The sequence below is a fragment of the Nocardioides soli genome, assembly GCF_014191495.1.
Taxonomy (GTDB): domain Bacteria; phylum Actinomycetota; class Actinomycetes; order Propionibacteriales; family Nocardioidaceae; genus Nocardioides; species Nocardioides soli.
Window position 1 is genome coordinate 595,361 of sequence record NZ_JACHWR010000002.1, and the last position, 13,299, is coordinate 608,659.

The 13,299-nt window shown below is 72.4% G+C and carries 10 protein-coding genes and 1 pseudogene; 10 read left to right on the forward strand and 1 reads right to left on the reverse strand.

Going from position 1 to position 13,299, the window contains the following annotated elements:
- The first annotated feature begins 3 nt into the window (after positions 1-3).
- The 10 genes and pseudogenes from FHU40_RS13330 (at position 4) to FHU40_RS28260 (ending at position 10,007) form a co-directional block, all read left to right on the forward strand.
- Complete coding sequence (locus FHU40_RS13330; RefSeq protein WP_183592800.1) at positions 4-798, forward strand: enoyl-CoA hydratase/isomerase family protein; 795 nt, start codon at positions 4-6, stop codon at positions 796-798.
- The gene (locus tag FHU40_RS13335) at positions 795-2,339 is read left to right on the forward strand and encodes an aldehyde dehydrogenase family protein (protein WP_183592801.1); all 1,545 of its coding nucleotides are present in this window, start codon (positions 795-797) and stop codon (positions 2,337-2,339) included. Before FHU40_RS13330 ends, FHU40_RS13335 begins: the two co-directional genes overlap by 4 nt.
- Entirely contained in the window at positions 2,336-3,091 is a 756-nt protein-coding gene (locus FHU40_RS13340) for an SDR family NAD(P)-dependent oxidoreductase (RefSeq protein ID WP_183592802.1), read from the forward strand. Before FHU40_RS13335 ends, FHU40_RS13340 begins: the two co-directional genes overlap by 4 nt.
- Before the next feature lie 37 nt (positions 3,092-3,128).
- Positions 3,129-4,751, forward strand: a complete 1,623-nt coding sequence (locus FHU40_RS13345; protein ID WP_183592803.1) for an acyl CoA:acetate/3-ketoacid CoA transferase — start codon at positions 3,129-3,131, stop codon at positions 4,749-4,751.
- On the forward strand, positions 4,748-5,953 hold the full coding sequence (locus FHU40_RS13350) for a dihydrodipicolinate synthase family protein (RefSeq protein ID WP_183592804.1): 1,206 nt from the start codon (positions 4,748-4,750) through the stop codon (positions 5,951-5,953). Before FHU40_RS13345 ends, FHU40_RS13350 begins: the two co-directional genes overlap by 4 nt.
- Complete coding sequence (locus tag FHU40_RS13355; protein WP_183592805.1) at positions 5,950-6,792, forward strand: sugar phosphate isomerase/epimerase family protein; 843 nt, start codon at positions 5,950-5,952, stop codon at positions 6,790-6,792. The genes FHU40_RS13350 and FHU40_RS13355 overlap by 4 nt, the downstream gene beginning before the upstream one ends.
- On the forward strand, positions 6,789-7,814 hold the full coding sequence (locus FHU40_RS13360) for a glycerate kinase family protein (RefSeq protein WP_183592806.1): 1,026 nt from the start codon (positions 6,789-6,791) through the stop codon (positions 7,812-7,814). Before FHU40_RS13355 ends, FHU40_RS13360 begins: the two co-directional genes overlap by 4 nt.
- Before the next feature lie 4 nt (positions 7,815-7,818).
- Positions 7,819-9,420 (forward strand): GMC family oxidoreductase, encoded by a 1,602-nt coding sequence (locus FHU40_RS13365; protein WP_183592807.1) that lies wholly within the window; start codon positions 7,819-7,821, stop codon positions 9,418-9,420.
- Between the two features lie 98 nt (positions 9,421-9,518).
- Positions 9,519-9,692: pseudogene (locus FHU40_RS29850) on the forward strand (double zinc ribbon domain-containing protein); the annotation flags it as partial.
- 105 nt (positions 9,693-9,797) lie between these two features.
- Positions 9,798-10,007 (forward strand): hypothetical protein, encoded by a 210-nt coding sequence (locus FHU40_RS28260; RefSeq protein ID WP_246390582.1) that lies wholly within the window; start codon positions 9,798-9,800, stop codon positions 10,005-10,007.
- A gap of 144 nt (positions 10,008-10,151) precedes the next feature.
- Here FHU40_RS28260 and FHU40_RS13375 read toward each other — a convergent pair whose 3' ends face one another.
- The gene (locus FHU40_RS13375) at positions 10,152-13,265 is read right to left on the reverse strand and encodes a M14 family metallopeptidase (RefSeq protein WP_183592809.1); all 3,114 of its coding nucleotides are present in this window, start codon (positions 13,263-13,265) and stop codon (positions 10,152-10,154) included.
- Positions 13,266-13,299 lie beyond the last annotated feature (34 nt).

The window sequence follows — 13,299 nt, forward strand, 5'->3', positions numbered from 1 at the left end:
CCCATGCCGGTGACCGTGTCCGTCGACCCCGACGGCGTCGCCCTGCTGCTGCTCGACCGCGCCGCGAAGCGCAATGCCCTCGACATCGCCATGGTCGAGTCCCTGCGCGACGCCGTCGCTCAGATCGCCGTCCGTGACGACGTCCGCGTCGTGCTGGTGCGGGGCGCCGGCGGCACCTTCTGTGCCGGGGCCGACATCGCCGACTGGGTGAGCCCCTCCCACGACGTGGCCGAGCGGAACTCCCGCCTCGGTCAGGACGCGTTCGGCGCGCTGGCCGCGCTGCCGGTGCCGAGCGTCGCGATCATCGAGGGGGGTGCGTACGGCGGTGGCCTCGAGCTCGCCCTCGCCTGCGACCTGCGGATCGCCGCGGCCGACGCGACCCTGGGACTGCCCGAGCTCGGGCTGGGCAACCTGCCCTCCTGGGGTGGCACCTCGCGGCTGGTCGACGTCGCCGGCCTCGGCGTCGCCCGGCACCTGCTGCTCTCCGGCGAGCTGATCAGTGGCGCGCGCGCCGCCGAGCTCCTCGTGGTCACCTCCGCGCACCCGGCGGCCGAGCTCGACGTCGCCGTGAAGGAGACGACCACGCGGCTGCTGGGCGCCGAGCCCACCGCCGTGCGTCTCGCCAAGGAGTTCCTGGCCGGTGCGCGGACCACCCTGACCGGGGAGGACGCGCTGGCCGGCTACACGGCGTGCCTGGACTCCTCACGCCGCCGCAAGCAGGACTTCCTGGACCGCAAGGCCGCCGCCCGCGCGGCGAAGGCCGCCTCCACCTCCCCGACCGAAGGAACCGCATCATGAGCACCCCTGCCGCCGCCGACATCGCCCGCCTGTTCGGGCCCGCCGTGCTCGACGTCCGCGACGACGTACCCGTGATCGGCTCGCTGATCTCCGGTGCGGGAGTCGGGGCCGAGCAGGAGATGCCGGCCCGGGTCGGCCCGGCCAGCGGGTCGACGTTGTTCACCGGTGGCGACGCCACCGACGCGCCCGTCGACCGGGCCGTGGCCGCTGCCCGGCGCGCGTTCGACACCGGCGCCTGGGGCCGTACCACCGGCCGCGACCGGGCCCGGGTGCTGGCCACCGCCGCCCGACTCATCGAGGAGCGCACCGAGGAGCTCGCCTGGCTGTTGCTGAGCGAGACCGGCAAGCCGATCCGCGAGGCCCGCGGCGAGGTCGCCGCGACCGTGAACGCGTTCGAGTACTTCTCCGGTTTGGCCCGCGACATCAACGGGCGCACCGTCCGTGACATCGGCACCGACGTCTTCGCGTTCACCCTGCGCGAGCCGGCCGGCGTCGCCGGCCTGATCGTGCCGTGGAACTTCCCGCTCGGCATCCTGGGCCAGAAGCTCCCGCCGGCGCTCGCCGCGGGCTGCTCGGTCGTCATGAAGCCCAGCCCGCTGACCCCGCTGACCTCCCTCGCGGTGGCGCAGATCCTCCTCGAGGCCGGCCTGGAGCCCGACGCACTCTCCGTCCTGGTCGCCGAGGGCGCGGCCGGCGCGAGCCTGGTCAGCCACCTGCACACCGACGTCATCAGCTTCACCGGCTCCACCACCACCGGACGGCACATCGCCGCCGGCGCGGGCCGCAACCGGCTCAAGCGCGTCGCGCTCGAGGCCGGTGGCAAGACCCCGGTCATCGTCACCCGCAACGCCGACCTCGACCTGACGGTCGAGGGGCTGCTGTTCGCGTCGTTCTTCAATCAGGGCCAGGTGTGCGTCGCCGGGTCGCGCATCCTGGCGGACGCGGCGATCACCGACGAGCTGGCCGGGCGACTGGCCGAGCGGACCGCGCAGATCCGGCTGGGCGACCCCGCCGACGCGGGCACGGAGATGGGCCCGCTGGTCTCCCGGCAGCACTTCGACGGCGTGCTCGCCGCGGTCGACAAGGCCACCGCGGAGGGTGCGACGCTGGTCGCCGGCGGCACCCAGGCCACGGTCGAGGGCACCGCCGCGGCGCCGTTCCTCGCCCCGACCGTGCTGTTCACCGAGGCCGACGACAACTACTCGGTCCGCGAGGAGCTGTTCGGCCCGGTCACCACCATCCAGCCGTACGCCGACCTCGCCGACGTCACCACCCGGGCCAACGCCCAGCAGTTCGGGCTCGCCGCCTCGGTGTGGACCCACGACATCGACGAGGCGCTCGACCTGACCTTCGCCCTCAACACCGGGACCGTGTGGGTCAACGGCTCGACCGATGCGTTCCCCGAGGTGCCCCTCGGCGGCCGGCGCGACAGCGGCTACGGCGCCGAGTTCGGCCGCGAGGGCATGGAGTTCTTCACCGAGAACAAGACTGTCCAGATCCGTCGCGGCACCCGCGCCCCGTGGTACGGCGGCGACCGATGAGCGCCTTCGACCTTACCGGCCGCACCGCGCTCGTCACCGGCGGCGCCGGCGGCCTCGGCCGCGAGATGGTCGCGGCCCTCGCCGCCGCGGGCGCGCGCGTCGCGATCCACCACCTCGGCCAGCAGGACGAGGCCCGCGAGCTCGCCGAGAAGCTGCGCGGCGACGGCGCCGAGGTCGCGGTCGTCGAGGGCGACGTGACCAGCTGGGACGAGGCCGCGGCGTTCGTGGCCGCGACCGAGGACGCCCTGGGCCCGATCGATGTGCTGGTCAACAACGCCGGCTACATGACCGCCGGCCGGATCACCGAGATGACGCTCGAGCAGTGGAGCCGCACGATCGACGTGGACCTGACCGGCGTCTTCGTCGTGTCCCGGCACGTCCTGGTCGGCATGCTCGAGCGCGGCAGCGGCGCGATCGTCAACGTCTCGTCGCAGCTGGCTTACAAGGGCGCCGAGGACTTCGCCAGCTACTGCGCGGCCAAGGCCGGCGTGCTCGGGCTGACCCGCGCGATGGCGCGTGAGGTCGGCCCCCAGGTGCGGGTCAACGCGATCGCACCGGGCCCGATCACCACCCCGATGACCGACGCGAGCTTCGACGAGGAGCTCACCCGCGCCCGGACCGCCTCGCTGGTCGCGGGCCGGATGGGCCTCGCGCACGAGGTCGCGCCGAGCGTCGTCTTCCTGGCCAGCGAGGCGGCGTCGTACATCCACGGCCAGACGATCCACGTGAACGGCGGCGGCGTCCTCTCATGACCGACCCCCGCACCACCCCAGCTCGGAGGACCACCCCATGACCGACCCGACGCCCCGCCCGTCCCGACGGGTGCGCAGCGGCCCGCGCTTCCTCGACGCCGCCGACGCCATCGCCCTCGTCCGTCCCGGCGACACGGTGGCCATCGGCGGCTCCGGTGGCGGGCTGGTCGAGCCCGACCTCCTGCTGCGGACCCTGGGCGACGCCTACCGCGAGAACGGCGCACCGGCCGGACTCACGCTCGTGCACACCACCGGCATCGGTGACCGCGAGGGCGGCGGCATGGACCACCTCGCCCAGCCCGGCCTCGCCAAGCGGATCATCGCCGGCAACTGGGGGATGGCGCCCCGGATGAGCGAGATGGTCATCGAGAACCAGTTCGAGGCCTACAACTTCCCGCAGGGCGTGATGGCCCAGCTGTTCCGCGAGATCGCCGGCGGCCGTCCCGGCCTGGTCACCCACGTCGGGCTGGGCACGTTCTGCGACCCGCGGCTGGAGGGTGGCAGGCTCAACGACGTCACCACCGAGGAGCTCGTCGAGGTGGTCGAGCTCGGTGGCAAGGAGTGGCTGTTCTACCCGGCCATCGACATCGACGTGTGCCTCATCCGGGGCACCACCGCCGACGAGCGCGGCAACATCTCGCTGGAGCAGGAGGGCGCCCGGCTGGAGATGCTCTCCATCGCCCAGGCCACCCGCAACAGCGGCGGCCTGGTCATCGCCCAGGTCAAGCAGGTCGCGGAGGGTGGCTCGCTCGACCCGCGGTCGGTGGTCGTCCCCGGGATCTGCGTCGACGTGGTCGTGGTGCACAAGGACCAGCGCCAGCTGGTCACCCACGACTTCAACCCGGCGTTCTCAGGCGCGGTGAAAGCGGCGCTGAGCCACCTGGAGCCGTTCCCGCTCGACCAGCGCAAGGTCGTCGCCCGGCGCGCGCTCGCCGAGATCCGCGACGGCGACGTCGTCAACCTCGGCGTCGGCATCGCCGACGGCGTCGCGGCGGTCGCCGCCGAGGAGGGCTGGTCGGACCACTTCACGCTGACGATCGAGCAGGGCCTGGTCGGCGGCGTGCCCGCGCGCGGCGTCATCTTCGGCGTCGCCACCAACCCGGTCGCCGTACTCGACCAGCCCTACCAGTTCGACTTCTACGACGGCGGCGGCCTCGACATCACCTTCCTCGGCTTCGCCCAGATCGACACCGCCGGCAACGTCAACGTCTCCAAGTTCAACAAGCGGGTCGTCGGCACCGGGGGGTTCGTCAACATCTCCCAGAACGCGTCGACGGTCGTCTTCTGCGGCACGTTCAACGCCGGCGGGCTGCGCGCAGTGCCGGGCGCCGGGACGCTCGCCATCGAGTCCGAGGGCCGGCACCGCAAGTTCGTCGACCAGGTGGAGCAGGTCACGTTCAGCGCCGAGCAGGCGCGGCTGCGGGGCCAGCGAGTCCTCTACGTCACCGAGCGGGCGGTCTTCGAGCTCGGCGCGGCCGGGCTGGTGCTCGTCGAGACCGCCCCGGGCGTCGACGTCGACCGCGACGTCCTCGAGCAGCTGCCCGGCCCGATCGAGGTCGCCGCCGACCTGCGCGAGATGGACGCCGCTCTCTTCACCGACGTCGCACTCGGCGCCGCCTGGCGGGACCGGATGATCGCCGGCAGCGAGGCGGCCCGATGAGCACCGCCCAGGCCACGACGCGGACGCCGACGGAGCTGCACCTCCCCGGTGCCGACGGCGAGACGCGTCTGCACCGGGTCGGCCCGCGCAGCGCCGTCTTCGACGCGGCGTACGGCGGGGCCGGCGTCACCAGCCGGTCCGTCTACGCCGCCGGGCACGTCGTGGCCGACCCGCTGGCGGACCCGGCCGACCACGGCACGGCCGCAGCGATCGACTGGGACGCCACCCTGGCCTTCCGCCGCCACCTGTGGGACCTCGGCCTCGGGCTGGCCGAAGCCATGGACACCGCCCAGCGGGGCAACGGCCTGGACTGGGCGCTGGCCCGCCGGCTGATCCGCACCTCCGGCACCGAGGCCGCCGCCCGGGGCGGTCGCGTCGTCGCCGGGGCGATGACCGACCAGCTCGACCCGGCCGGCACCTACCCGGTCGACCGGCTCGTCGACGCCTACCTGGAGCAGATTGCCTGGATCCGCGACAGCCGGGCCGAGCCGGTCGTGATGGCCAGCCGGCACCTCGCGGCCTCGGCGACCGGTGTCGACGACTACGTCGCCGTCTACGACGAGGTGCTGCGCCAGAGCGACGGCCCGGTCTTCCTGCACTGGCTGGGCGAGGCGTTCGACCCCGCGCTGCGCGGCTACTGGGGCAGCGCCGACCTCGACGTCGCGGCCGAGGTGGTCCTGGGGCTGATCCGCGACCACGAGCCGAAGGTCGCGGGCATCAAGATCTCCCTGCTCGACGCGGAGCGCGAGATCGACCTGCGACGCCGGCTGCCCGAGAGCGTGCTGATGCACACCGGCGACGACTTCAACTACCTCGAGCTCATCCGCGGCGACGAGCACGGGCACAGCCATGCCCTGCTCGGGATCTTCGACGCCATCGCCGCACCCGCCCGAGCGGCGCTCGACCGGCTCGACGCCGGCGACGCCGACGGCTTCAGCGCGATCCTCGAGCCCACCGTGCCCCTGGCGCGACACCTGTTCGCCGCGCCGACCTCGGCGTACAAGACCGGCGTGGTGTTCCTCGCCTGGCTCAACGGCCACCAGGACCACTTCCGGATGGTCGCCGGCGCCGAGCTGCAGCGCTCGGTGCCGCACCTGGCCCGGGTCTTCGCCCTGGCCGACGAGGGCGGCGCGCTGGCCGACCCCGAGCTGGCGACGTTCCGGATGCGCCAGTTCCTGGCGGTGGCGGGCGTGTCGCCATGACCGGCCCGGCCGATGCCTGGCGGGCCCGGCTGAGCATCAACCAGGCCACGGCCGAGACCAGCGGCACCGAGGAGCTCCTGGATGCGTGCGTGGCCGCCGGCGTGCCCGCGGTCGCACCGTGGCGGCACAAGTACGTCGGCGGCGACGTGCGACGGACCCGTCGAGCACTCGACGGGCGGGGGCTGCGGGCGAGCAGCCTGTGCCGTGGCGGGTTCTTCACCGGGACCCGCAGCCCGGCCGAGGCGCGGCGCGACAACCGGGCCGCGGTCGAGGAGGCCGCCGAGCTCGGGGCTCCGGTCCTGGTGCTGGTGTGCGGGCCGGTCCATGACGGGCGACCGGTCGCGGCGGTGGACCTGATCCGGGCCGGGATCGAGGACCTGCTGCCGTTCGCTGCCGACCACGACGTGGTGCTCGCCGTGGAGCCGTTCCACCCCATGTTCCTCGCCGAGCGCTCGGCCATCGTGACGCTCGACCAGGCGGTCGACCTGGTTGAGCGCATCGACCATCCGCACCTGGGCATCGCCGTGGACACCTACCACGTCTGGTGGGATCCGCGGCTGCCGCAGGCGCTCGAGCGGGCCGCTGCCCGGACCGTCAGCGTGCATGTCGCCGACTGGCTCGTCCCCACGCCGAGCGTGCTGACCGGGCGCGGCCTGCCGGGCGACGGCGTCGCCGACCTCGCCGGCATCGTCGGTGGATTGCTCCGGGACGGGTACGAGGGCAGCATCGAGGTGGAGGTGCTGAACGAGGACGTGTGGGCGACTCCGGTCGGTGCCCTGGTCGGCGACATCCGGACCCGGATGGCCGGCCTGCTGGACGGTCTCGAGGTGGTCGCATGAGCACAACCGATCCAGGTCCGCGGGTGCTGGTCGCCCCGGACTCCTTCAAGGGCACGATGTCCGCGGCCGTCGTCGCCGACGCCTTGGCGGCGGGGGTGCGCGAGGCGGGTGGCGAGACCGACGTGTGCCCGGTCGCCGACGGTGGCGAGGGGACACTGGAGGCGCTGCGGGCGAGCGTCCCCGGGACGGATGTCGAGCACGCCGTCATCGCCCCCGACGGCCGCCAGGTCTGGGCGAGCTACCTGCTCTCCGAGGACGGCCGCACCGCGGTGGTCGAGACCGCGTCGGCCAGCGGCCTGCACCTGATCGACCCCGAGACCGTCGACGCCTACGCCGCGACCAGTGCCGGCACCGGCCAGCTCCTCACCGCGGCGGCGTCGTCCGGTGTGGCGGAGATCGTCCTCGGGGTCGGAGGCAGCGGCTTCTCCGACGGGGGCCTCGGGGCACTGGCCGCGATCGAGGCGGGCGGGGGACTCGGCCGGACCCGCCTCGTCGTGCTGTGCGACGTGGTCACCACCTACCAGGACGCCGCGCGCGTGTACGGGCCGCAGAAGGGCGCCGACCCCGAGTCCGTCGAGCGTCTCACCGAGCGACTGGACACCGTCGCGTCGTCGTTCCCCCGCGATCCTCGCGAGGTCGCGCGAACGGGAGCCGCCGGCGGCCTCGCCGGCGCCCTGTGGGCGGGCCACGACGCCGAGCTGGTCTCCGGTATCGACGAGGTCCTGCGCCGGGTCGGGTTCGAGGACCGCCTGGCCCGCGCCGACCTGGTCCTCACCGGCGAGGGTCGCCTGGACTCCCAGACCGCCCAGGGCAAGGTCATCGACGGCGTCACCCGGTGGGCGCGGGCCGCGGCCGTGCCCGTGTACGCCGCCGTGGGCCAGCACCGCGCGGAGCCCGCCGTCCTGGCCGGGCTCGGCATCGCCGACGTCCGCGAGGCCGGGACCCCCGAACAGCTGCGCGCAGCAGCCCGCGACATCACCCGCCAGCACATCGCCGTGTCCGGCAGCAGAACGAGGAAGTGAGCTCATGAACCGCTACACCTACGTCATCATCGGTGCCGGCGCCGCCGGCTGCGTCCTCGCGAACCGCCTGAGCGCCGACCCGGGCAACCAGGTCCTGCTGCTCGAGGCCGGCGCCAGGGACCGGCACCCGCTGCTCAAGATCCCCGCGGGCTTCGCCAAGCTGATGGGCACCTCCGCGAACTGGATCTTCGACACCGCCCCGCAGCGGCACATGGAGAACAGGCGGATGTTCCTCCCGCAGGGCAAGGTGCTCGGCGGCAGCACGTCGATCAACGCCATGCTCTACGTGCGCGGCAACCGGCTCGACTACGACGAGTGGGCCGACCTCGGGTGCAAGGGCTGGTCGTACGACGAGGTGCTGCCCTACTTCAAGGTGCACGAGCGCAACGAGCGCCTCGCCGACGAGTACCACGGCATCGACGGCGAGCTCAACGTCGCCGACCAGATCCAGACCAACCCGACCACCCGGGCCTTCATGCGGGCGGCGCAGGAGGTCGGCATCCGGCGCACCGACGACCCGAACGGCGCGAGCCAGGACGGCGTGTTCTTCCACCAGGTCACCCAGCGCAACGCCCGTCGCGAGAGCGCCTCGACGGCGTTCCTCCACCCCGTCCTCGGCCGCTCCAACCTCACCGTCCGCACCGGTGCCGAGGTCACCAGGATCGTGGTCGAGGACGGCCGCGCCACCGGTGTCGAGTACACCCTCAAGGGGGAGCGCCAGGTCGTGCGGGCCGACCGCGAGGTCGTGCTCAGCGCCGGCGCCATCAACTCGCCCCGGCTGCTGCTGCTCTCGGGCATCGGGCCGGCCGACGAGCTGCGTGCGGTCGGCGTCGACCCCGTCCACGACCTGCCCGGCGTGGGCAAGAACCTGCGCGACCAGCTCGAGGTCTACATCACCCGCGAGGCCGCCGAGCCGATCACCTACAGCGGTGAGGACCGTTGGCACCGGGCCCTCAGGCACGCGGTCGAGTACGGCCTGTTCCGCACCGGTCCGGCCACCGCGACGATCACCGAGGGCGGTGCGTTCGTGAGCAGCTCGGACGCCGTCCGATCACCCGACCTGCAGCTGCACTTCCTGCCCGCGTACGTCGTGTGGAAGGACGAGGCCCGCAACGCCGAACGGATCCCGGGCCACGGCGTCACGCTGCTGGCCTGCAACGTCCGCCCGCTCAGCAGCGGGTCGGTGACGCTCACCTCGGCGAACCCCGCGGACACCCCCGTCGTCGACCCCAACTACCTCGCCGACGAGCGCGACCTGGAGGTCTCCGTCGCGGGGTTCAAGCTGATGCGCACGGTGTTCGACGCTCCCGCGTTCCGGGGCATCCTGAAGCAGGAGCAGCTGCCCGGCCCGTCGGTGCAGACCGACGACGAGATCCGCGACTACATCCGCAAGTGGGGCAAGACCGACTACCACCCGGTGGGCAGCTGCAAGATGGGCGTCGACGACCTCGCCGTGGTCGACCCCGAGCTGCGGGTGCGCGGCCTCGACGGGCTACGCGTCATCGACTCCTCGATCATGCCGACGATCATCAGCGGCAACACCCAGGCGCCGTCGATGATGATCGGTGAGAAGGGCGCCGCGCTGGTGCTCGGCGCCGAGCTCTGACGGGGCGGGCGCTGCTCCTGCGCCTACCCAGATGTCGGGACGAGATGGCCGGGGAAATGCGTTACGTTCGATCGAGGGTCCGTCCCGAGAGGTGACTCATGACGGAGCAAACGACGCAATCGACAGTCACGCAATGCCCCTTCTGCAAGGAAGACATCCAGGCCGAGGCCACCGTCTGCCGGCACTGCGGGTCGCGTCTCAAACCTCATGGTGCCGACCATGGTGGGGTCTGCCCCTTCTGCAAGGAGACCATCCACCCGGAGGCCACGCGCTGCAAGCACTGCCGCTCCGACCTCACGCCGGCCGCGACGCGGAGCAGCGGCGGCGACTGCGGTTGCGGCGGTGGTTGCGGCGGTGGTTGCGGCGGCTGCCAGTCGATGGGCATGCTCCCGCAGTACGCCATGCCCGGACCGGCGGCCGCGTCGTTCCAGCCCGCGTTCCGTGAGCGGTACGGCGTCGGGGGCGAGTGCTACAACCGCTGCATGCTGTACTGCAGCGGGCCGGCGTGTGACTGGATCTGCTCGTTCATCTGCGAGCACGCACCGGTCACGACCCGGCCGGTCGACCCGGTGTTCTTGACCCGCTGACTAGTGGCCATCACCGGAAGTTCTTCGGGTGGCCCGCACCCCGGGCACGGGCCACCCCCGAGGAACTTCCAGCGACGACCACTAGCGACCCGGACGAGGGCCCCGCACAGATCACTGTGCGGGGCCCTCGCCGTCTCGCCCCCGTCAGTCGAGCAGGTGATCGAGCGCCCGCCCCATCACCGCGGCGCGCTCCGCCGAGGTGGACACGCCCTCGAGGCCGAAGCCCATCAGCAGCGAGTGCGGCGTGGCGATGACGTTGCCGACCGGGAACCCGGATGCGTCGGTGCGCTCGAAGTCGTTCGAGTTCGACGCGCTGCCCGGGGGCGGTCCGGAGACCGTCCATCCGTCGAGTCCCGTCTCGAACGACGTGCTCGTGCCGTCGGGCAGCGTGATGTCGTCGAGGAAGACACCGATGCCCTGCGTGGCCCAGTCGCTGGCGTAGGCGATGGAGATCTCGACGGTCTGGCCGGCGTACCCGTCCAGGTCGACGCTCCACTCCTGCCAGCCGCCCGAGTTGCCGCTGGCGGCGTTCCACGCGCCCGTGGTCCCGGTCGGGTCGCAGGCCGAGGCGCCCGTCTGCGTCTGGTAGTGGTCGAGCTGCGGGTGCAAGGTGCGCCAGCCGCCCGAGTTCTCCTGCTTGCAGCTCTCGCCCGTGTTCTGCGTGGTGTGGCCGTTGGCGTCCGGGAGCGTCGTCCAGTCGTCCTGGCCCGGGGTCCTCGCCTCCACGAACAGGTGATCCCAGTCGGCCTCGGTGTCGTACGACGTCCAGAACGTCATCGACCCACCGGAGGCCGGGACCGCGATCTCGCGGGTCAGCCTCTTGTAGGACACGTCGGCGATCTGGGAGTAGACGTAGTGCGCTCCCGTGTGTGGGTCGAACGGCCCGCCCGGCTTGTCGTACCGCGCGGCCGGCCAGCTCTCGAACTGCGGGAACCGGTCGGGCGGCAGGATGCCGCTGGTCGACAGGAACGACGAACGCCGCGTGGTGTTCCCCGCGAGGACGGGATCGTCGAGGCCCCAGGACAGGCCGGTGAACGGGTCGGCGACGCCGCTCGCGTCGAACGCGGCGCCGGTGTCGTCGAGGCCGTCACCGGCCACGGCGAGGTACGCCCCGAAGTAGTACTGCAGCACGTCATGGGTCTGGTCACCACCGCCGAACGAGCCCCAGAGCGGCAGGCATCGCCGCGGGTCGATGTCGGCCGGCGGCGGGTTGCACGCGACCTCGCCCTTCGGGTCGTACATCTGGTTGCCGACGTTGTTGGTGTACTGCTGGCCCGCGGAGTCGCCCGCGAACAGCACCCGTCCGCCCTCGTTCAGGTACGAGCGGAACTGCAGGATCTCGTCGAGGGCCAGCACGTCCGCGTTGCCGGCGCCCCGGCCGGCCGTCCGGGTCACCAGGTCGTTGCCCGTCTCCCAGACCACCGCGTCGTAGTGGCTGAGCACCCCGAGCGCGTCCGGCGCGAGGCGCCCGGCGGCGTCGACGTCGTAGACGTCCGCGTCCTCACCGTTGGCGGCCAGGGCGTCGACGTACGTGTCGGCGAAGTGCGGACCGTTCGGATCCTGCGCCGGCGAGGCGCCCGTGTAGTCCTCGGCCGCCACGACGAGCACGCGGTGGTCGGTCTCGGAGACGGCCTGGTAGGTGAACGACTCGCTCCGCTTCCCGCCGCCGGTGAACCACACCTCGACCGAGTCGCCGGGATCGGTACCCCTGACCACGCCGCGCATCTGGTGGTAGTAGACGGCCGCGGGGTCGTACCTCGACCCTCCCCTCCACTCCGAGGTCCGCGCGGTGCGCACGCGCCCGTCGTTGATGCGGTAGTTCAGGGTCACCCGTCCCAGGCTGCGCTTGGCGATCACGGCGACCGGCTGCGGGTCGCCGTAGGACTCCGTGAAGCTCAGCTGCGTGCCGGGATTGCTGCGTTTGTAGGGGTCCTGGCTGTCGATGTAGAACGGCTTGGTCCTGATCCCGGTGACGGTCTTCGGGTCGTCGGGGTCGCCGGCCGAGTTCGCCACGGACTGCGCGAACGGCAGGTTGCGCTCGAACTCCGCCTGCACCAGCGCCTCGTCGTCGGGGAACACGAATCCGCAGCCGTCACAGCCCTCCGACAGCTCCGGCGTCCAGGCCAGGGCGCCCGTCGCAGCGTGCGCGTAGTCGGTGGTCTCGCCGTTCGTGACATAGAGGACGTCCGAGCTCAGGCCCGGGTGGAAGTCCTCGATGGCCGGGGCGTCGAGGTTGCCGGACATCGCGTAGTAGATGGGGTCGTCCGCGGTCGGCGTGCTGGTCTGCCAGCCCTCGGCGTACAGCAGCCACTGGCCGTTGGAGTGGTAGTTGACCTGGAACGCGAACCTGATCCGGTCGAGCAGCCTGACCATGGCCCGGGTCTCCGGTTCGGACGCCGGGCCGGGCCCGCGGTAGGTCTCGCTGGACTGGATGGAGGACGAGCCCTCCTCGTCCCAGCCCCAGTGGTTGGGGAAGTTGCGGTTCGGGTCGACGCCGTCGCCGACCTGGGTCACGCCGTCGCCGTTGTTGTCGCGCAGGTTCTTCCGCCACAGCCGCTCGTGATCGAACGTGTACTGGTAGCCGTCGGGGTTGGCGACGAGGATGAACCAGAGCTCGGTCGACTGCAGCAGCTTGCGGACCGCACGGTCGTTGGCCCGCCAGCGGTCGATGTAGTAGTTCATCAGGCGCCGGTCGACCTCGGTCGAGATCCACTCCCGCGCGTGCTGGGTGGCGCTGAACAGCACGGCGGGTCGCCGACCGTCCTGCACGCCTCGGGCGCCCTGGGTCAGCTTGACCGCGATGATCTCGCGGCCCTGGCCGGTGTGGCCGAGGACCTCGAGCTTCACGAGCTGGGGGTTGTTGCGCGCCGCGGCGTAGAGCTGGTCGCGGATGCCGCCCGGCTCGTCGTACGACCGCCAGACGTTGAATCCGTTGGCGGCCTGCGCCGCAGCGAACTGCCGGACGGTCTGGCCACCCTTGACCCGCGTGAGCCTCAGGTCGATGCCGCGGGCCCGCAGCCCGTCGGCCTGGGCCTTGTCGAGGACCAGGTCGAGCTCGACCCCCGACGCGGCCCGTCGCTGACCGCTCACGTCGACGCCCGCCTGGGTCAGCACGGAGAGCTGGTCCGGCGTCACCGTCGCGGTGTACGCGTTCAGCCGGTCCGGTTCTCTGCCGGCGTTGCCCGTCGGTGCCGCCGTGGCCGTGGTGAGCCCCGCGCAGAGCGCGGCGATGACGGCGAAGATGAGAGCGACAACCATGGACCGTCGCATGATCCGACCTCCCGCCAGGCAG

Excerpts from the sequence above, each read along its gene's own strand:
- FHU40_RS13330 (WP_183592800.1), top strand. The coding sequence starts at position 4 with ATGCCGGTGACCGTGTCCGTCGACCCCGACGGCGTCGCCCTGCTGCTG.
- FHU40_RS13335 (WP_183592801.1), top strand. The coding sequence starts at position 795 with ATGAGCACCCCTGCCGCCGCCGACATCGCCCGCCTGTTCGGGCCCGCC.
- FHU40_RS13340 (WP_183592802.1), top strand. The coding sequence starts at position 2,336 with ATGAGCGCCTTCGACCTTACCGGCCGCACCGCGCTCGTCACCGGCGGC.
- FHU40_RS13345 (WP_183592803.1), top strand. The coding sequence starts at position 3,129 with ATGACCGACCCGACGCCCCGCCCGTCCCGACGGGTGCGCAGCGGCCCG.
- FHU40_RS13350 (WP_183592804.1), top strand. The coding sequence starts at position 4,748 with ATGAGCACCGCCCAGGCCACGACGCGGACGCCGACGGAGCTGCACCTC.
- FHU40_RS13355 (WP_183592805.1), top strand. The coding sequence starts at position 5,950 with ATGACCGGCCCGGCCGATGCCTGGCGGGCCCGGCTGAGCATCAACCAG.
- FHU40_RS13360 (WP_183592806.1), top strand. The coding sequence starts at position 6,789 with ATGAGCACAACCGATCCAGGTCCGCGGGTGCTGGTCGCCCCGGACTCC.
- FHU40_RS13365 (WP_183592807.1), top strand. The coding sequence starts at position 7,819 with ATGAACCGCTACACCTACGTCATCATCGGTGCCGGCGCCGCCGGCTGC.
- FHU40_RS28260 (WP_246390582.1), top strand. The coding sequence starts at position 9,798 with ATGGGCATGCTCCCGCAGTACGCCATGCCCGGACCGGCGGCCGCGTCG.
- FHU40_RS13375 (WP_183592809.1), bottom strand. The coding sequence starts at position 13,265 with ATGGTTGTCGCTCTCATCTTCGCCGTCATCGCCGCGCTCTGCGCGGGG.